This window comes from Pseudomonas sp. NPDC086566, assembly GCF_050280885.1.
GTDB classification, from domain to species: Bacteria; Pseudomonadota; Gammaproteobacteria; order Pseudomonadales; family Pseudomonadaceae; genus Aquipseudomonas; species Aquipseudomonas vlassakiae.
Window position 1 is genome coordinate 90,514 of sequence record NZ_JBNNWD010000005.1, and the last position, 19,172, is coordinate 109,685.

At 63.0% G+C, this 19,172-nt stretch carries 15 protein-coding genes; 11 read left to right on the forward strand and 4 right to left on the reverse strand.

Annotated elements, in window-relative coordinates:
* The first annotated feature begins 64 nt into the window (after positions 1 to 64).
* The 6 genes from ACQKPS_RS12845 (at position 65) to ACQKPS_RS12870 (ending at position 7,030) form a co-directional block, all read left to right on the forward strand.
* Positions 65 to 379, forward strand: coding sequence for a DUF883 family protein (locus tag ACQKPS_RS12845; RefSeq protein ID WP_254480830.1), 315 nt, complete (start codon positions 65 to 67; stop codon positions 377 to 379).
* Between the two features lie 9 nt (positions 380 to 388).
* Positions 389 to 763 (forward strand): phage holin family protein, encoded by a 375-nt coding sequence (locus ACQKPS_RS12850; RefSeq protein WP_152955821.1) that lies wholly within the window; start codon positions 389 to 391, stop codon positions 761 to 763.
* Positions 760 to 1,089, forward strand: coding sequence for a hypothetical protein (locus ACQKPS_RS12855; protein WP_254480831.1), 330 nt, complete (start codon positions 760 to 762; stop codon positions 1,087 to 1,089). The genes ACQKPS_RS12850 and ACQKPS_RS12855 overlap by 4 nt, the downstream gene beginning before the upstream one ends.
* A gap of 103 nt (positions 1,090 to 1,192) precedes the next feature.
* Positions 1,193 to 2,524, forward strand: a complete 1,332-nt coding sequence (locus tag ACQKPS_RS12860; protein ID WP_254480832.1) for a deoxyguanosinetriphosphate triphosphohydrolase — start codon at positions 1,193 to 1,195, stop codon at positions 2,522 to 2,524.
* A 277-nt stretch (positions 2,525 to 2,801) separates the two neighbouring features.
* Positions 2,802 to 3,422, forward strand: a complete 621-nt coding sequence (locus tag ACQKPS_RS12865) for a response regulator transcription factor (RefSeq protein WP_313203104.1) — start codon at positions 2,802 to 2,804, stop codon at positions 3,420 to 3,422.
* 8 nt (positions 3,423 to 3,430) lie between these two features.
* Complete coding sequence (locus ACQKPS_RS12870) at positions 3,431 to 7,030, forward strand: transporter substrate-binding domain-containing protein (RefSeq protein ID WP_427604342.1); 3,600 nt, start codon at positions 3,431 to 3,433, stop codon at positions 7,028 to 7,030.
* A gap of 38 nt (positions 7,031 to 7,068) precedes the next feature.
* Here the strand turns inward: ACQKPS_RS12870 and ACQKPS_RS12875 are convergent, their stop codons facing one another.
* Positions 7,069 to 7,413 carry a YggL family protein gene (locus tag ACQKPS_RS12875; protein WP_054883451.1) on the reverse strand — a complete coding sequence of 115 codons (345 nt, stop codon included), beginning with the start codon at positions 7,411 to 7,413 and terminating at the stop codon, positions 7,069 to 7,071.
* 187 nt (positions 7,414 to 7,600) lie between these two features.
* On the opposite strand from ACQKPS_RS12875, the gene dacB reads away from it, so the two are divergent.
* The gene (gene dacB / locus ACQKPS_RS12880) at positions 7,601 to 9,064 is read left to right on the forward strand and encodes a D-alanyl-D-alanine carboxypeptidase/D-alanyl-D-alanine endopeptidase (RefSeq protein ID WP_254480835.1); all 1,464 of its coding nucleotides are present in this window, start codon (positions 7,601 to 7,603) and stop codon (positions 9,062 to 9,064) included.
* 134 nt (positions 9,065 to 9,198) lie between these two features.
* Here dacB and ACQKPS_RS12885 read toward each other — a convergent pair whose 3' ends face one another.
* On the reverse strand, positions 9,199 to 11,592 hold the full coding sequence (locus ACQKPS_RS12885) for a sensor domain-containing diguanylate cyclase (RefSeq protein ID WP_254480836.1): 2,394 nt from the start codon (positions 11,590 to 11,592) through the stop codon (positions 9,199 to 9,201).
* A gap of 94 nt (positions 11,593 to 11,686) precedes the next feature.
* Positions 11,687 to 13,879 carry a bifunctional 23S rRNA (guanine(2069)-N(7))-methyltransferase RlmK/23S rRNA (guanine(2445)-N(2))-methyltransferase RlmL gene (rlmKL, locus tag ACQKPS_RS12890; RefSeq protein ID WP_254480837.1) on the reverse strand — a complete coding sequence of 731 codons (2,193 nt, stop codon included), beginning with the start codon at positions 13,877 to 13,879 and terminating at the stop codon, positions 11,687 to 11,689.
* Between the two features lie 562 nt (positions 13,880 to 14,441).
* Here rlmKL and rmf point away from each other — a divergent pair.
* Positions 14,442 to 14,657 carry a ribosome modulation factor gene (gene rmf, locus ACQKPS_RS12895; protein ID WP_079227119.1) on the forward strand — a complete coding sequence of 72 codons (216 nt, stop codon included), beginning with the start codon at positions 14,442 to 14,444 and terminating at the stop codon, positions 14,655 to 14,657.
* A gap of 153 nt (positions 14,658 to 14,810) precedes the next feature.
* Here the strand turns inward: rmf and ACQKPS_RS12900 are convergent, their stop codons facing one another.
* The gene (locus ACQKPS_RS12900; RefSeq protein ID WP_427604346.1) at positions 14,811 to 15,833 is read right to left on the reverse strand and encodes a quinone-dependent dihydroorotate dehydrogenase; all 1,023 of its coding nucleotides are present in this window, start codon (positions 15,831 to 15,833) and stop codon (positions 14,811 to 14,813) included.
* Between the two features lie 127 nt (positions 15,834 to 15,960).
* Between ACQKPS_RS12900 and ACQKPS_RS12905 the strand changes: the two genes are divergently transcribed.
* The 3 genes from ACQKPS_RS12905 (at position 15,961) to ACQKPS_RS12915 (ending at position 19,165) form a co-directional block, all read left to right on the forward strand.
* Entirely contained in the window at positions 15,961 to 17,163 is a 1,203-nt protein-coding gene (locus tag ACQKPS_RS12905; RefSeq protein WP_427604348.1) for a CmpA/NrtA family ABC transporter substrate-binding protein, read from the forward strand.
* An 11-nt stretch (positions 17,164 to 17,174) separates the two neighbouring features.
* Entirely contained in the window at positions 17,175 to 17,750 is a 576-nt protein-coding gene (locus ACQKPS_RS12910) for an ANTAR domain-containing response regulator (protein WP_254480840.1), read from the forward strand.
* Between the two features lie 203 nt (positions 17,751 to 17,953).
* A complete protein-coding gene (locus ACQKPS_RS12915; RefSeq protein WP_427604351.1) occupies positions 17,954 to 19,165 on the forward strand; it encodes a nitrate/nitrite transporter in 1,212 nt (403 codons plus the stop codon).
* The last annotated feature ends 7 nt before the right edge of the window (positions 19,166 to 19,172 follow it).

Below are 19,172 nucleotides of genomic sequence, written 5' to 3' on the forward strand. Positions count from 1 at the left end.
ACCTTCCAGACACCCGGTCACTCGAATGACCTACATACCTGCACACCTTCATAGGGAGAGCCCCATGGCCAGCAAATCGGCAAAGACTGCACAAGAGATATTGATGGCTGACTTCCAGGCCTTGGTTCGCGATACCGAGCGCTTGCTGGCCGATACCGCCAACCTGGCGGGCGACCAGGCCGATGAACTGCGCGAGCAGATCCACGAGCGCCTGACCCAAGCCCGTGAAACCTTGCAACTGACCCAGGATTCAGTGCGTGAGCGCGGCCAGGCAGCGCTCGGTAGCGCCGAACAGTACGTCCAGGAGAACCCCTGGCAGGCCATTGGTATTGCCGCAGGCGTCGGCCTGCTGATCGGCCTGCTGGCCAACCGGCGCTGAGGAGTACCCATGGAGAATGACAGCATTGGCACCAGCGCTTCCGGCAAACGCCTGGGCGCGGCACTGCTGGGGCTGCTGCACAGCCACATCGAACTGTTCGGCATCGAACTGCAGGAGCAGAAAGCACGCACCCTGAGCCTGCTGCTGTTCGCCGGCCTGGCACTGGTGTTCGCACTACTGCTGCTGACGGCCTTGTCCGGCTTGCTGCTGGTGCTGCTGTGGGACAGCTATCGGCTGGCTGGCATCATTGGTTTGTGCGTCTTCTATGGCGCGGCTGCGCTGTATTGCGGCCTGCGCCTCAAAGCGGCTGTGTTCGATGAGTCTTCACCCTTTGGTGCGACCCTCGACGAACTGGCCAAGGACCGGGAGCGCCTGTTGCCATGAGCCTGCCTGAACTACCAAACACCCGTAATCCAAGGGAGCTGCGCAAGGCGCTGCTACGCCTGCGCATGGAAATGCACCGCCAGGAGATCCGCCATGAATCCGGCCAGCTGCTGCAACCCTTGCAGCGCCTGCGCGGCATGGGCGGCTCGCTGCATGGCGGGTTGGGTATCAAGCACGCGCCGTTGTGGGGCATCGGTGCCGTCGTGGCGCTGGGCTTTCTGACCGGCAAAGGGGTACGCAGCGGTAACCTCGGCCGCCTGGTCCGGCTGGGAACCAGCCTGCTGCCACTGGTACGCCTGTACCTGCAAGGCAACCGTCGCCCTTGAACGTCGTGACCGGCCCCTGCGCCAGGGCCGGTCACGATCGTCCCCTTGCACGCCTGCTCGCGACGCTGGAAGCTATCCCCTTCGATCGACAGGAGACCGCGCCTTGGACTGGCACACCCTGCTCACCCGCGAACGCCTTGGCAAAGCGCTCTATAGCGCCGAAGAACTGGGCCGCAGCCCGTTTCACAAAGACCATGACCGGATCATCTTCTCAGGGGCCTTTCGCCGCCTCGGGCGCAAGACCCAGGTCCACCCCGTAACCAGCAACGACCATATCCACACGCGCCTGACCCATTCCCTGGAGGTCAGCTGCGTAGGCCGCTCACTGGGCATGCGCGTCGGCGAAACACTGCGCAGCAGCCTGCCCGAGTGGTGCGAGCCCAGTGACCTCGGCATGATCGTGCAGTCGGCCTGCCTGGCTCACGACATTGGCAACCCACCGTTCGGCCACTCCGGTGAAGACGCCATCCGCCACTGGTTCCAGCAGGCCGCCGGGCGTGGCTGGCTGGACGACATGAGCGACGACGAACGCGCCGACTTCCTCAATTTTGAAGGCAACGCGCAAGGTTTTCGTGTGCTCACCCAGCTCGAGTACCACCAGTTCGATGGCGGCACCCGGCTCACCTACGCCACCCTTGGCACCTACCTCAAGTACCCTTGGACTGCACGGCATGCCGATGCCCTCGGGTACAAAAAGCACAAGTTCGGCTGCTACCAGAGCGAACTGCCACTGCTTGAACAGATTGCCCGCAAGCTCGGCCTGCCGCAGCTCGAAGAACAACGCTGGGCGCGCCATCCGCTGGTGTACCTGATGGAAGCGGCAGATGACATCTGCTACGCCCTGATCGACCTGGAGGACGGCCTGGAGATGGAGCTGCTGCACTACGCCGAAGTCGAGGCGCTGCTGCTCGACCTGGTCGGCGATGACCTGCCGGAGACCTATCGTCAGCTTGGCCCTGGCGACTCCCGACGACGCAAACTGGCCATACTGCGTGGCAAAGCGATCGAGCACTTGACCAATGCCGCTGCCCACGCCTTTGTCGAGCAGCAGCAGGCACTGTTGAGCGGGCGCCTGAGCGGTGACCTGGTCGAGCACATGCACGGCCCGGCCAAGCGCTGCGTGCTGCAGGCCAAGGATATGGCGCGAAACAAGATTTTCCAGGACAAGCGCAAGACGCTGCATGAAATTGGCGCATACACCACCCTGGAAATCCTCCTCAACACGTTCTGCGCTGCCGCTCTGGAACAACATGGCGGCCGCACGCCATCGTTCAAGAGCCGACGCGTGCTGGACCTGATCGGTAACAATGCCCCCAACCCGCACGACTCCCTGCACCAGGCGTTCCTGCGCATGATCGATTTCATTGCAGGCATGACCGACAGCTATGCAAGTGATATGGCTCGGGAAATGACCGGGCACTCAAACCCGAGCTAAGGGCGAGGCGTCGCCCGGCACAACACCGAGCGACGCCCATGTTTAAGAAACGTCCTACAAACACCACTGCCTTATAAACAACGGGTACACAAAAGAACAAAAAGTATGCGAATTGTCTGTGACGACGAAGTAAATTTTTACACTTCGTAGCTCAATTTGTATTCCGCTGTAAGCCGTTTCCCATATATATCGAATTACCCTTCCACTTGCCCCCGGCGACTTGCAACTGGGGTAAGGTGCAACCCTGCCTCCGCCATTCGCCGCAGGGAAATTGAACATGAATAGCGTATTTATCGTCGATGACCATCCAGTCATACGCCTTGCTGTCCGTATGTTGCTGGAAAACCAGAACTACAAGGTCGTGGGTGAATCGGACAATGGCGTGGATGCCATACAGATGATTCGTGATACCCAGCCAGAATTGGTGATTCTCGACATCAGCATTCCCAAACTGGACGGCCTTGAGGTGCTTTCGCGCTTCCAGACCATGGCCCTGCCGCTGAAGATTCTGATACTCACCGCACAGACTCCGGCATTGTTCGCGATGCGCTGCATGCATTCCGGCGCCGCAGGCTATGTATGCAAAGAGGAAGACCTGAGCGAACTCCTCAGCGCGATCAAGGCGGTGCTGGCTGGCTATAACTATTTCCCCAGCCAGGCGATACACAGTGATCACGCAACAGCTGACACCGACCTGCAACTTTTCCGACTCGTTAACGACCGAGAACTGATGGTCCTGCAACTTTTCGCCCAAGGCCGCAGCAACCAGGAGATCGCCAAAGGCATGTTCATCAGCAACAAGACCGTCAGTACCTACAAGAAGCGGCTCATGCAGAAACTGCAGGTCGACACCTTGGTCGACCTGATTGAAATGGCTAAACGCAACGCGCTGGTCTGAGGTCCTCGATGGTGCATCTGATCACTTGCCTGGGGCTCGTACTGGCCTTGGCCTGCGAGCTGGCGCAGGCTTCATCCCATGAGGTCGAGCCCTATACCCTGCTGGCCCGCTCTTCGGCGATGCCTCTCAACCCGCCACTGACCGAGCAACAACAGAAGTGGCTGGAGGGCCGGCATACTCTGATCCTGGGCACCTCGGCGCCTGACTACCCGCCCTTCGACATCACCAGTGGCGGGCAGATTTATCAAGGCCTCACTGCGGAATATGCGAGCCTGATCGGCAGAGCACTGAACCTGCCGGTCAAGGTCATGCGCTACCCCCACAGGCAGGCGGCGCTGCAGGCGCTCAAACGTGGCGAAATCGACCTGCTCGGCAGCGCCAATGGTTATGAAGCAACAGCCGAAGGCGTCACGCTTTCGCACCCTTATGCGGTTGATCAACCTGTGCTGGTCACCCGCGAAGATGAAATGCGTGCCCTCAATGGCGGTCTGCATGGCATGCGCCTGGGCATGCTCTACCACTACCTGCCGCAGGAGGTAGTCCAGGCTAGCTACCCCAATGCCGAGGTGCTGGTTTTCGGCTCATCCACCCAGGCCCTCAACGCCGTGGCCTTTGGTCAGGCGGATGTGTTCGTCGGCGATACCATTTCGACCCATTACCAGCTCAATCGCGGGCATCTGCCACGATTGCGCATGGCCAGTTTCGGTCAACACGAGCACTTCGGTTTCAGTTTCGCCATGCGCGCCGAGGATGTGCAGCTCAAAGAGCTGGTCAATGCAACCCTCGACCGCCAGTCAAGCTCGGTGCAGGCCAGTATTCTCAAGCGCTGGAGCGCGGGCAGTGAACTGCTGCTGAGCAATCGCCAGCTGCAGTTGACGGCAGACGAGGAGCAGTGGCTGCGCAGCCATCCGGTGATGCAGGTGGCGATTGACGAAACGGCAGCTCCCCTTTCCTATTTCGATGGCAACGGCCATTTTCGCGGAATAACCGCCGACCTGCTGGACCTGATACGCCTGCGTACCGGTCTGCGCTTCGAGGTACAAAGGGCCAATGGCATTGCCGACATGCTCGCACGGCTTGAAGACGGGCGTGTAGACATGATTGCGGCCCTTGCCAGCGACGGCATCAACGACAAACGCCTGCATTTGAGCCGGCCGTACCTCGAAAGCCCCCACGTACTGGTTACCCGTACCCATGACGACCGGTTCAGTTCACTGGAGCAGTTGAACAAACATCGTATCGCCATCTCCCGCTACAGCAACATGGACGACCTGCTGTCGACCCACTTCCCGCAGATCGGCTGGATCGAGACCGAAAGCCCCTATTATTCGGTAGCGCTGCTCAACAGTGGCGCCGTCGATGCCGTGATCACACCCTTGATCGATGCCAACCACGCCCTTGCCGTCAATTCCAACCTGGTCATACGCAGCACGGTGGGCAGCGAGCCAGCCAACTTCGCGATGGCCACCCGCGAACAGGACAGAGCACTTGCCAGCATGCTCGACAAGGCCCTGCTGAGTATCTCGCCGGAAGAACTGGGGGTGATCAACAATCGCTGGCGCGGCTACGACGTGCATGAAGATGCCAGCTGGCAAGGCTTGCGACGCCTGATCCTGCAAGTGCTGCTGGGGACAGGCGTGCTGCTGTTGCTGGCGCTGCTGTGGAACGCTCGCCTGCGCGGGCAGATCAAGCAGCGTCAACGCGCCGAACGTGCGCTGAGCGATCAGTTGGAGTTCATGGGGGCACTGCTCAATGGCACCCCGCACCCCATGTACGTGCGCGACCGTGAGGGCCGCTTGCAAAGCTGCAACGCCAGCTACCTCGAAGCCGTCCAGTCCAGCCAGGAAGTCGTGCTTGGCAAACGCCTGGAAGAGAGCCTGTTCGCCGATGCCGAGAACACCCGCCAGATCCAGGCCGATTACCAACAGGTGATGGCTGCCGGCGTGCCGCTGATCATTGACCGCCCCCTGCGCCTCAAGGATCGCGAAATGACCCTTTACCACTGGATCCTGCCCTACCGTGATTCACTGGGTGAAGTACAAGGGATCATTGGCGGCTGGGTCGACATCAGCGAGCGGCGCAAACTCGTTCAGGAACTACGCGAAGCCAAGCGCCTGGCCGACGACGCCAACCGCGCCAAGAGTACCTTCCTGGCCACCATCAGCCACGAGATCCGCACGCCGATGAGTGCGGTCATCGGCATGCTCGAACTGGCGTTGAAGCGCTCACTGCAAGGGCAAGTGGACCCTACTTCGCTGGAAGTCGCCCACCAATCGGCCAGGGATTTGCTCGGTCTGATCGGCGATATCCTGGACATCGTGCGTATCGAGTCCGGCCACCTGTCCCTCAATCCAGAGGCCGTCGATCCGGCAGCGCTTGTCGAGTCGGTCGGCCGTGTCTTCCACGGGCAGGCGCGCCAGAAAGGCCTGGCCCTGGACATCAGCATCAGCGCTGAAGCCCGTGGTCATGCCTTGCTCGACCCGCTGCGCTTCAAGCAGATCCTGTCCAACCTAGTCAGCAACGCCATCAAGTTCACTGAGCAGGGCCAGATCAACATCACGCTCGGCTTGCGCGACGAAGGCCCGGGCGCGCACCCGACGCTGGAACTGGAAGTGCGCGACAGCGGCATCGGCATCAATGGCGAAGACCTCCAGCGCCTGTTCAACCCGTTCGTCCAAGCCAACCCGCATAGCCAGGGTGCCCGCGCCGGCACTGGGCTCGGCCTGGCTATCTGCCATAGCCTGTGCGAGATGATGGGTGGCAACCTGAGCATCAAGAGCCTCCCGGACTTTGGCACGCAAGTTCGCCTGCTGCTGCCGCTTGAGCGCGTCGACGCCCCGGCACCTCAGGGGCGGGAGGCCGAGCAGGTGGACATCCCGGACAGTCGCCTGAAAGTGCTGGTGGTCGACGATCACCCAGCCAACCTCTTGCTGATGGCACAGCAACTGGGCTACCTGGGGCTAAGCCATGCCAGCGCCAGCGACGGCCGCGAAGGCCTGGAAAAATGGCGCCGTACGCCGTTCGACGTGCTGGTGCTCGATTGCAACATGCCGCACATGAGCGGCTACCAATTGGCCACCGCCGTGCGCAGCGAAGAGCGCCAGAGCGGGCGACCGCGCTGCGTCATTCTGGGCTACACCGCAAACGCCCAACCCGAAGTCAGGCAAAAGTGCCTCAGCGCCGGCATGGACGATTGCCTGCTCAAGCCCATCAGCCTGCGTACACTCAGCCAATGCCTGGCCAAGATCGTGCCCAGACCACACCCAGCCATCGAGCCATTGTTCAACCTGGCGGGCCTGGCCGGCATCGTCGGCAACAACGCCAGAAGCCGAACCCGCTTTCTCACTGCCGTGCACACAAGCCTGCAGGACGACCTGGCAATGCTCATGAGCCTCGATCCCCAGCATCAGGCCGACGAGATTCGCGAGCAGGCGCACAAGATCCTCAGCGCGGCACGGCTGCTGGAAGCAAGGCGCATGATGACGGCCTGCGAGGCCCTGGAGGAAGAAACGTCGTCTGCCGGGTGCATCAGACTGCAACGGCAGGTACTGGCTCGGCATATGCGCCGAGTGGAGAAAGCGCTGGCCAGGGAACTGGCCAAGGCTTGACTGAGCGGCGCCCGCGCGGGGCGCCACTCATGCACAGGTCAGGAAGCCGGGTTGATCGGCTTTTCCGGATACCAGGCGTCCAACAGCGGGCTGACTTCGATGTTGGTCAGTTCGCTGCGGCCTTTGAGCCAGGCTTCGACAGTAGCACGCTGCTCTTCGCTGACCGAGCCGCGCTTGGCCGAGCACACCAGACCGAAGTCATCGCCGCCAACGTAATCGAGGCCGTTGGCATCCATGGCTTCAGCCAGGAAGGCGTCGAGGAAGGCATCGATGGCTTCGTCGGACAGGTCTTCCTTGAAACCCAGGTTCAGTTCGAAACCCAGCTCCTGGAATTCATCAACGCACAGCTTCTTGCGCAGACGACGGGAACGGTTGGTAGCCATGAAACAATCCTCTTGAGTATTAACGCGCGGCACTTTACCAGTTTCCACGCTACAAAGGCGCTTTTCCGTCGAACGTGGCGCATGAGCGCTGCGCTTGGGGCATAATGCGCTCTATATTTCATCCTGGGGTGATCATCTCGTACAGCCCCATTGTCTTTTTCCCTCGTCCGCAGGGTATTTAATCCATATGATCAAAAAGCTCCGCCCCCTCGTTCTCGCTGGCCTGCTGCTGCCGCTGGCATTGCCCAGCCAGGCAGCTGCCGTCAATACCTCCCTGCCGCCGAAAGTCCAACAAGCGCTCAAGGCCAACAAGCTGCAGGACAGCGCACTGTCGCTGGTCATGCTGCCACTTAACGGCCCTGGCCCGGCGACCGTGTTCAACGCCGATGTATCGGTCAACCCGGCCTCGACCATGAAGCTGGTCACCACTTATGCCGCCCTTGAGCTGCTCGGCCCCACCTTCCAGTGGAAAACCGAGTTCTACACTGACGGCACCCTGAGCAACGGTGTGCTCAATGGCAACCTGTACCTCAAGGGCGGCGGTGACCCCAAGCTGAACATGGAAAAGCTCTGGTTGCTGATGCGTGATCTGCGCGCCAATGGCGTACGCACCGTTACCGGCGACCTGGTGCTGGACCGCAGCCACTTCGTGCAGCCCAACCTGCCGCAGTTCGACGATGACGGGGGTGACGTCAACAAGCCGTTCCTGGTCAAGCCGGATTCGCTGATGATCAACCTCAAGGCCCTGCGCTTCGTTGCCCGTAACGACGGCGGCAAGGTCACCGTTGCCGTCGAACCACCGATCGCCAGCATCCACATCGACAACCAGGTCAAGGCCGTGGCCTCCAAGCAGTGCAGCGGCGACGTGCGCTACAACCCGGTGCAGCAACCCGACGGCATCAGCGTGACCGTCACCGGCCAGCTGGGCGATGGCTGCAATTCGCAGACCTACCTGTCGCTGCTTGACCACCCGACCTACGCGGCGGGTGCCGTGCGGGCGATCTGGAACGAGCTGGGTGGCAGCATCCAGGGCCGTGACCGCATCGAAAACGTGCCCAAGAGCGCTCGCCTGCTGGCCCGGGCCTTCTCGCCAGACCTGGTGGAAGTGATCCGCGACATCAACAAGTACAGCAACAACACCATGGCCCAGCAGCTGTTCCTGAGCCTGGGTGCACAATTCCGTACCGACGCCGATGGCGACGATGCCCGGGCCGCACAACGCGTGGTGCGCCAGTGGCTGGCGAAAAAGGGCATCACCGCACCGCACCTGGTGATGGAAAACGGCTCCGGGCTGTCACGCGCCGAGCGGGTCAGCACCCGCGAAATGGCAGCGCTGCTGCAAGCGGCGTGGAACAGCCCTTACTCGGCCGAGTTCATCAGCTCGATGCCGCTGGTGGGCATGGACGGCACCATGCGCAAACGTCTCAAGCGCACCGCCATGACCGGTGAAGGGCACATCAAGACCGGCACCCTGAATACCGTGCGAGCGATTGCCGGCTTCAGCCGCGACAGCAATGGCAATACCTGGGCGGTGGCAGCGATCCTCAACGATCCGAAGCCATGGGGTGCCTCGCAGGTGCTCGACCAAGTGCTGCTGGACCTGTATCGCCAGCCGAAGCTGAACAACAGCGCGACGGCTGCAGCACCTTGATGCTTCGATAACCTGCACTGGCCTCTTCGCGGGCAAGCCCGCTCCCACCGAGATACCACAATGCCTGAAGCCTGTGGTGCACCTGTGGGAGCGGGCTCACCCGCGAAGAGGCCGGTACGGGCAGCAAATAAACCTCAGGTCAACTCTGCCTCAACCCGGTCGCGGCCTGCCTGCTTGGCTGCATACACCCCCGCGTCCGCCCTCAGCAACAAGGCATCAGCCCCCTCCCCTTGCCGCCACCCGGCCACGCCAAAGCTAGCAGTCACCTTGCCCACCCCTTCGACCGGCACACTGCGCACGCCTTGCCACAGCTCCGTGGCCAGCGTCCGCGCCTGTTCGACATTGCTTCCAGGGCACAGCACCATGAACTCCTCCCCACCCAACCGGCAGAACACATCGGTGCGGCGCAAGCGCTGGCCAATGCGTTGGCACAGGCTGCGCAGCACACGGTCACCCACGGCATGGCCGTACTGATCGTTGATCCGCTTGAAATGGTCGATGTCGAGCATGATCACGGCCAAGTCCTGTGCATCCCGCTGGGCACGATCCAGTTCGACCTTGAGTCGTTCCTGGAAATAGCGGCGGTTATGAATACCGGTCAGCGAATCGGTGACCGACAGCGCCCGTAACTCTTCCTCCACCCCTTTGAGGTCCGAGATATCAGTGAGATAGCCATGCCACAGCGTGCAACCATTTTCGCCGACCTCGGGCGTTGCCTCGCCGCGCACCCAACGCAACCCGGCCCGCGGCAGGCGTACCCGATACTCTTCGCGCCATGGCGACAGGTGTTCGGCCGAATAGCGCACCGAACGGCGCACGCGCTCCAGGTCGTCGGGATGAATGCGCTCGAATACCGCCGAGGCATCCTCGCGCAGCAGCTGCAGGTCGACCTCGTAGATGTCGAACAGCCCCTGGCTGGCATAGGGGAAGCACGAGTGGCCATCGGCGTCCAGCCGGTACTGGTAGATCCCGCCCGGCACCTCCGCGCTGAGCTTCTCCAGCAAACGATCTCGCAGGGCCAGGGCCTCGTGCACCCGGCGCCGCTCGGTGACATCGATACAGATCGCCAGGTAGCCGACCCAGAGTCCCTGCTCGTCGAGCACGGCAGTCACCAGCATGTTGGCCAGCAAATGGCTGCCATCCTTGCGCACCAGGGTCCACTCGCCTGGTTCACCGCCGCTGTCCTGGATGGTCTCGGCGAACATTGCCTGGCCTCCGGCGATGTGCCGCCCATAGCGCTGGCTTAAAGCACGGGCACGCTGGCTGAGCTCTTCGGGCATCACCAGGTCCTCCAGGTGCAGGTGCCCGATTGCTTCGCTGGCCGAATAACCCAGCATGCGTTCGGCACCGGCGTTGAAGGTGCTGACTTCGCCTCTGAGGCCGGTCGCGATGATGGCCACCTGGGTCGCTGCATCCAGTACGCTACGCAACTGGTTGTGGGTCTCACGCAACGATTGCTCGCTGACCCGCAGCTCCGCCGTACGTTGTTCGACCAGGGTCAAGGCACGCTGGCGCTGGCTGAACAGGTTGTACAGCAGAACACTCAGCAGCAGGCTCAACAAGCCGCCCAGCAGACCCACGGCGAAGGCAGCAGTGGACGGGTTGGCCCGCAGGAATGCCTGGCTCGGGCGAATGTCGAGCTGGAAATGATGGTCGGCCAGACGCAGCAGCTGCGTGCTGACCATGGCCAGTGCCGCCACCGGATTTTGCGAATCGAACAACACTTCATGGCCTTCCCGCCCGCTCGGGTCGATGATGCGCACCACCAGATTGTCATCTTCAGCGATGGGCAGGCCTTCGGTGACCAACTGGCGCATGTTCAGCAAGGCCATGACATATCCCGCTGGCGGGTCATCCGGCCATGCAGCACGGAATACCGGTGCGACCATCAACAGCCCACGGCCAAGGTCCGGGGCGACACTGAGCATGTCCAGCGGTTCGGAAACCGCCATGCTGCCTGGCAGCATGGCGCGCGCCAAGGCCTGCTCGCGGGCCGGCTGGCTGCGCAGGTCGAGCCCGTAGGGTTGCCCCTGCATATGCTCGGCCTGGGTATAAAGCACCGGGTAGTAATAGGCTCGCCGTGGCGAAGGGCGCCAGTTACCAGCGCCATCCACCTCACGGATCAGGTAATCCTGCCCCAGCCAGGCACTGGCCTGGCGTTCGAACTCGCGCCGCTGCCCGCCCTCGACCCGCGGCGCCCAGGAATACGCCTGGGTCCGCTGCAACAAGGGGCGGGCATAGCCATCGAACTCGCTCGGGGTGATTTCATTGGCATAGGTGAAGAAACGCCGCAAGCCATCCAGGCGTTGCTCCTGGTCGTCGAAACGCTCGGCTATACGGCTATGGCGCTCGCTGGCCATCAGTTCGAAGCGCTGGCGCAACTGCTGCTTGTAGAGCGCCTGCGCGGCCAGCGCGAGGCCAGCCGAGAGCAGCACGCCGGCCACCAACGCGACCAGCGCCACCGCCCAGGCAGCCATTGCCTCGCTGCACAGGCCCAGCACCTTCGCACGCACGCCCCACTTCGACATAGAGAGATCTCATCACGTCAGCGTCCTGCGAAACTTCTGGCCCTGTGCTGAGTTATAGCTATTGGCCATTAGGCGCGCAATGCGCCTCGTCGAATTAACGCAACTGCAGGCGCCAGGCGCGGTGGATCCGGTTGTTGCGAGCGAAGTCCGGGTCCAGGGTCTGGGCGCTGATTTCCTCCACGGCATAGCGCGTACTGACATGCTCATCGAGCTGGAACTTGCGGAAGTTGTTGGAAAAATACAGCACGCCACCCGGTGCCAGGCGGGCCATGGCCAAGTCGAGCAATTGCACATGGTCGCGCTGTACGTCGAACACCCCTTCCATGCGTTTGGAGTTGGAGAAGGTCGGCGGGTCGATGAAAATCAGATCGTAGCTGTCGCGGTTGGCTTCCAGCCAGGCCATCACATCGCCCTGCTCCAGGCGGTTACGTTCGGAGAAGCCGTTCAACGCCAGGTTGCGCCGTGCCCAGTCCAGGTAGGTTTTCGACAGGTCGACACTGGTGGTGCTGCGGGCCCCGCCTTTGGCCGCGTGCACGGTCGCCGTGGCGGTATAGCAGAACAGGTTGAGGAAGCGTTTGCCAGCCGCCTCGCGCTGGATGCGCATGCGCATCGGGCGGTGGTCGAGGAACAGCCCGGTGTCGAGATAGTCGGTAAGGTTGACCAGCAGCTTGACGCCACCTTCGTTCACCTCCTGGAAGCGGCCTTCGGTGGCCTGACGCTCGTACTGGCGCGTGCCGCTCTGGCGCTCGCGGCGCTTGAGCACCACTCGCTGCGGGTCGATGTTCAGTGCCTGGGGGATCGCCGCCAGGGCGTCGAGCAGGCGTGCCTGGGCCTTGTCCGGGTCGATCGAGCGCGGGGCTGCGTATTCCTGCACGTGCACCCAATCCTGATAGAGGTCGACAGCCAGGGCATACTCAGGCATGTCGGCATCGTACAGGCGGTAGCAGTCGACCTGCTCGCGGCGAGCCCACTTGCCAAGCTGCTTGAGGTTCTTTTGCAGGCGGTTGGCGAACATCTGTGCGCCTTCCGACAGGCGTGCCGGCTCGCTGGCAACAGCCGCTGGGCGGCGGGCCTCGCCATTGTCGGCCTGGGCCTCGCGGCGCTCACCAGTGACGAACTGATCAGGCTGAACCTTGAACAGCAGCAGCTTGCACGGCAAGGCGCCGTTCCAGAAGGCATATTGCTTGTGGCTGCGGATGCCCATGCGCTTGCCCAGCTCCGGCGCGCCGGTGAACACCGCTGCTTCCCAGCCCATGCAGGCCTGGCGCAGGCGCTCGCCAAAGTTCTGGTAGAGGTACAGCAGGCTGGCTTCGTCACCCAGGCGCTCGCCGTACGGGGGGTTGCTGATGACCAGGCCTTTCTGGTTCTGGTCCGGGCGTGGCTCGAAGGTGCTGACTTCGCCTTGGTAGATCTTCACCCAGTCGCCCAGGCCGGCACGCTCGACGTTGTTGCGCCCCGGCTGGATCAGCCGCGGGTCGGCTTCGTAACCGCGAATCCACAGTGGCGGCTTGGCCAGGCCGGCTTGCGCACGGGCCAGGCCCTCTTCGTGGACCTTGCGCCAGGTGGCCGGCACATGGCCGAGCCAGGCACTGAAGCCCCAGCGCTCACGCTTGAGGTTGGGGGCAATGTCGGCAGCGATCATCGCCGCCTCCACCAGGAAGGTACCGACACCGCACATCGGGTCGGCCAGGGCGCCGCCTTGGGCAGCAATGCGCGGCCAGCCGGCGCGGATCAGCACCGCAGCGGCCAGGTTTTCCTTCAGCGGCGCGGCGCCTTGCTGCAGGCGATAGCCACGCTGGTGCAGGCTGTGGCCGGACAGGTCGAGCGAGAGGATTGCCTCGCCACGGTCCAGGCGCAGGTGCACGCGGATATCCGGGTCGACCTTTTCCACCGATGGGCGCAGGCCCTCACGGTTGCGCAGCTTGTCGACGATCGCGTCCTTGACCTTGAGGGCACCGAAGTGGGTGTTGTCGATGCCCGAACCATGGCCACTGAATTCCACGGCCAAGGTGCCGTCGGCAGCCAGGTGGTCGGCCCAATCGACGGCGTGCACACCATCATAGAGGTCGTCGGCATTCTTCATCGGGAAGCGCTTGAGCACCAGCAGCACGCGGTTGGCCAGGCGTGACCACAGGCACAGGCGGTAGGCGGTTTCCATGTCGGCGGCGCCGCGAATGGCCGAGGTGTGCTCACGCACATCATCCAGGCCGAGGCCTCGGGCCTCTTCGGCAAGCAGGCCTTCCAGGCCTTTGGGGCAGGTGAGATAGAGTTCGAAACGGTCCGACATGAGTATTCCAGCGCCTTGGGCTATGTAAGTGACGAGGCGACGCATCGCCTTGCCGATGTTTGCCCGAACGCCCTTCCAGCAAGCGTCCGAGTGGCCTCCCCGCTGCGTCATCGCAACCGAGGGGCCGGGCCGCCTGATCGATCTGCCGCTCGCCAAGTGGCAAAAACAGCTTAGATCATCAGGCAGTACCAATAATTTCCGTCGACGTCGCGGGCCGTGTGACCCTTCGTCGCATTACCAAATATTTCTGCCGTGCCGCCGCAACGCTGGCGAAATGACGCCAAGGTTCGGCAAACCCTGATCATAGCGGGCTCAACGCCAAACAAGGTTGAGTCGCATTTATTTACTTATCCCCTCACCCTCGGAAAGGTTACGTGCTTATGACAAATTGATCATTCCCACCGTGACCTGCATTCGTTAGAACTGGTCTCAGGCCGCTTCGCAATGAGGCGGCACCTTCAGCTCGCCACGCCGGCAGCGAGCGCAAAACCGGCAGAAAGACTCTGCCCGGCCTCGGAGAGGCCGACGGGACATTACAGTCAACAAGTGAGGGCAACACCCTATGAGAAGACTTAAGCGTGATCCGTTGGAAAGAGCATATTCACGTGGCTACCAATACGGGGTCACCGGCAAATCCCGCGAACTTTGCCCCTTTACACTTCCTTCAGTTCGCCAAGCCTGGATCAACGGCTGGCGCGAAGGTCGCGGTGATAACTGGGACGGAATGACTGGCACCGCTGGCATCCATAGACTCAACGAAAATCACGCCGTTGGCTGAACGAGGACACTGAATTCGAATTACCCATGCGCGCCCTATCCGGGCGGCGGGCTTCGGCCCAGGGGCCCCTTTGAAGGGGCCCTTTTTTATGGGCCCGATCTTACATCAACGCTGGATTCTTCGCGGGTTGACCCGCGAAGAGGCCCGGTCAGGTCAACGTGGCATCGCAGCAATGGCGTCCACCGCTTCACGAATCAGCGCTGGGCCTTTATAGATGAAGCCCGAGTAGATCTGCACCAGGCTCGCACCTGCGGCGATTTTCTCTGCTGCATGGCGACCTTCGGTGATGCCACCGGCGGCGATGATCGGCAGCTTGCCACCCAGCTCCCCCGCCAGCACCTTCACGATGTGCGTGCTCTTCTCCAGCACTGGCGCACCCGACAGGCCGCCGGCTTCGCCACCATGCTCCAGCCCTTCGACGCCTTCGCGGCCCAGGGTGGTGTTGGTCGCGATCACCGCATCCATCCCCGACGCCAACAGCGCGCTGGCGACCAGTGCGGTTTCCTCGTCGCTCATGTCCGGGGCGATCTTGATCGCCAGCGGCACGCGCTTGCCGTGCTCGGTGGCCAGCTGCTCACGGCGCTCGGCCAGGGCATCGAGCAGTTGCTTGAGCGAGTCACCGAATTGCAGGCTGCGCAGGCCCGGGGTATTTGGCGAGCTGACGTTGACGGTGATGTAGCTGGCTTCGGTATAGACCTTGTTCAGGCAGATCAGGTAGTCGTCGACCGCACGCTCGACCGGGGTATCGAAATTCTTGCCGATATTGATGCCCAACACACCGTCGTAACGCGAAGCGCGCACGCGCGCGAGCAGGTGATCGACGCCCAGATTGTTGAACCCCATGCGATTGATGATCGCCGTCGCCTGCGGCAGGCGGAACAACCGCGGCTTGGGGTTGCCCGGCTGCGGACGCGGGGTCACGGTGCCGATCTCGACGAAGCCGAAGCCCAGCTGGGCAAAGCCGTCAATGGCCGCACCGTTCTTGTCCAGGCCCGCCGCCAGCCCCACCGGGTTGGCGAAGTTCAAGCCCATCACGGTCACCGGCAGCGCCGCCGGCTGCTTGCACAGCACACCGTTGAGCCCAAGCCGGCCACCGGCGCCGATCAGGTCCAGGGACAAGTCATGGGAGGTTTCCGGGGAAAGCTTGAACAGCAGCTGGCGGGCCAGGGTATACATGGGCGGGCAAGGCTCGGGGTAAGTGAGGCAGCGATTATAGCCAGCGCGCGCCTGGCATGACAGGGGCTTGGCACATGGGTTGCTACTTCGTTTGCCTACAGCCTATTCAGTACGGGCGAGGACCTTCGTGAATACCCCACCTCTAGCCTGGGTAAACGGCAGCGACGCGCCGGAAAAAACCAGCCTCAACATCGGCTACATGGCCCTGACCGATTGCGCCTCGGTGGTGGTCGCCGCCACCCAGGGCTTCGCCCAGCAACACGGCCTGACCCTCAACCTGGTACGCCAGGGTTCCTGGGCCGGCCTGCGCGACAAGCTGGCCAGCGGCGAGCTGGATGCCGCCCATTGCCTGTACGGCCTGGTCTATGCCGTGCACCTGGGCATCGGCGGTGTACCGGCCAGCGACATGGCGGTGCTCATGGGGCTGAACCAGAACGCCCAGGCCATCAACCTGTCACCCGCCTTGCAGCAGCAGGGCGTGACCAGCCCTGAGGCACTGGCGCAGCGGGTGCACCAGCAGGGCGCACGGCTGACCTTCGCCCAGACCTTCCCCACCGGTACCCACGCCATGTGGCTGTATTACTGGCTGGCCAGCCAGGGCATCCACCCGCTGCACGACGTCACCAGCGTGGTGGTGCCACCGGCCCAGATGACGGCGCACATCCAGGCCGGGCGCATCGACGGCTTCTGCGTCGGCGAGCCTTGGGCTGCTGCCGCCGTCAGCCAGGGTCAGGGCTTCACCCTGGCCACCAGCCAGTCGATCTGGCCCGACCACCCGGAGAAAGTACTGGCCTGCACCCGCGCGTTCGTCGAGCACTGCCCCAACAGCGCACGTGCACTGGTCAAGGCAGTACTCGCTGCCAGCCGGTTCATCGAGCAGAGTCCGGAGAACTTGCGCAGCACCGCGCAACTGCTCAGCGGCAGCGTCTACCTCGACACACCGGTCGAAAACATCGAGCCGCGCCTGCTGGGTGACTATCAGGACGGTCTGGGCAACGCCTGGCATGACCGGCACGCCCTGCGCCTGTTCGATCAAGGCCGCGCCAACCTGCCCTACCTGTCCGATGGCATGTGGTTCATGACCCAGTTCCGCCGCTGGGGCCTGTTGCGCAATGACCCCGACTACCTCGGCGTGGCTCGCCAGGTGCAGCAATTGCAGCTGTACCGCGAAGCCGCTGGCGCACTCGGCGTGTACTGCCCCGACTCGGCCATGCGCAGCAGCCTGCTCATCGACGGCACGCGCTGGGATGGTACCGACCCCTATGCCTACGCCCGCAGCTTCCGCCTGCACGCCCTGGGCCCGGCGCCCGATGCCCGAGTCGGTCTGTGAGGGCCATCACCATGCTGCGCATCCTGCTGATCGACGACACCCAGAAGAAGCTTGGCCGCCTCAAGGCCGCATTACGCGAAGCCGGGTTCGAGGTGATCGAGGCGCCAGACCTGACCATCGACCTGCCCGCCTGCGTCGAAACGGTGCGCCCGGACGTCATACTGATCGATACCGACTCACCTGACCGTGACGTGATGGAGCAGGTGGTGCTGGTCAGCCGCGACCAGCCACGGCCCATCGTGCTGTTCACCGACGAGCACGACCCGACCGTGATGCGCCAGGCGATCCAGGCCGGGGTCAGCGCCTACATCGTCGAAGGCATCCAGGCGGCGCGGCTGCAGCCCATTCTCGATGTCGCCATGGTGCGCTTCGAGAGCGACCAGGCACTCAAGGCCCAGCTGTTGGCCCGCGACCAGCAACTGGCAGAGCGCAAGCGCATCGAGCAGGCCAAGGGGCTGCTGATGAAGATGAAGGACTGCAACGAAGAACAGGCCTACACCTTGATGCGCCGGCAGGCCATGAGCCGGCAGCAGAAACTCATCCAGGTGGCCGAGCAGATCATCGCCATGCATGAAATGCTCGGCTAGCCCTGCAGGTGCCTGCCCCCCGAAAGTATCGACAAAGCCGCCAGATGAAAAGTTGGCCCAGCTCTTGCTGAACATGATCCACCGGTAGCCAACGGCGGTTGCCTCATAAAACTCCCGACAAAGACGTCGCTCTCCGCTCCACGCCAGTGGGCCGGGCAGCGGCGTCTTTTTCGTTTCCGCTGCATTGCCGAGTGAGGTGTTCGATGAGTACCAGCTTCTGGAAATCCGGGCATGTGCCCACGCTGTTCGCCGCGTTCCTGTATTTCGACCTGAGCTTCATGGTCTGGTACCTGCTTGGCCCGCTCGCGGTGCAGATTGCTGCAGACCTGCAACTGAGCACCCAGCAGCGCGGCCTGATGGTGGCCACGCCGATCCTTGCCGGTGCAGTGCTGCGCTTCGTCATGGGCGTGCTGGTTGATCGCCTGTCGCCAAAGACCGCCGGCCTGATCGGCCAGACGATGGTCATCGTCGCCCTGGCCGGCGCCTGGTACCTGGGTGTGCACACCTATGAGCAAGCCCTGCTGCTGGGCGTGTTCCTCGGTGTTGCCGGCGCCTCGTTCGCCGTGTCGCTGCCGCTCGCCTCGCAGTGGTACCCGCCACAACACCAGGGCAAGGCCATGGGCATCGCCGGCGCAGGCAACTCCGGTACGGTATTCGCTGCCCTGCTGGCCCCGGTGCTGGCTGCAGGGTTTGGCTGGAACAACGTGTTCGGCTTTGCCGTGCTCCCGCTGTTGCTGACCCTGGCGCTGTTCGCCCTGCTGGCGCGCAATGCCCCGCAGCGGCCCAAGCCAAAGGCAGCGGCCGACTACCTCAGCGCCCTGGGCGACCGTGACAGCTGGTGGTTCATGTTCTTCTACAGCGTCACCTTTGGCGGCTTCATCGGCCTGGCCAGCGCCCTGCCCGGCTACTTCAGCGACCAGTACGCCCTGAGCCCGGTCACTGCCGGCTACTACACCGCCGCCTGCGTGTTCGCCGGCAGCCTGATGCGCCCGCTGGGTGGCGCCCTGGCCGACCGTTTCGGCGGCGTCCGCACGCTGCTCGGCATGTACAGCGTGGCTGCCGTCTGCATCGCGGCAGTTGGCTTCAACCTGTCGAGCGCCACAGCCGCCCTGGCACTGTTCGTCAGTGCCATGCTCGGCCTCGGCGCCGGCAATGGCGCGGTGTTCCAGCTGGTACCGCAACGCTTCCGCCAGGAGATCGGCGTGATGACCGGGCTGATCGGCATGGCCGGTGGCATCGGCGGCTTCCTGCTGGCAGCAGGGCTTGGCGCCATCAAGCAGCACACCGGCGACTATCAGCTAGGCCTGTGGTTGTTCGCCAGCCTCGGCTTGCTCGCCTGGTTCGGCCTGCACGGGGTCAAGCAACGCTGGCGTACCACCTGGGGCTCGGCAGCGGTTACCGCTGCGCGGGTCTGAAGACGAC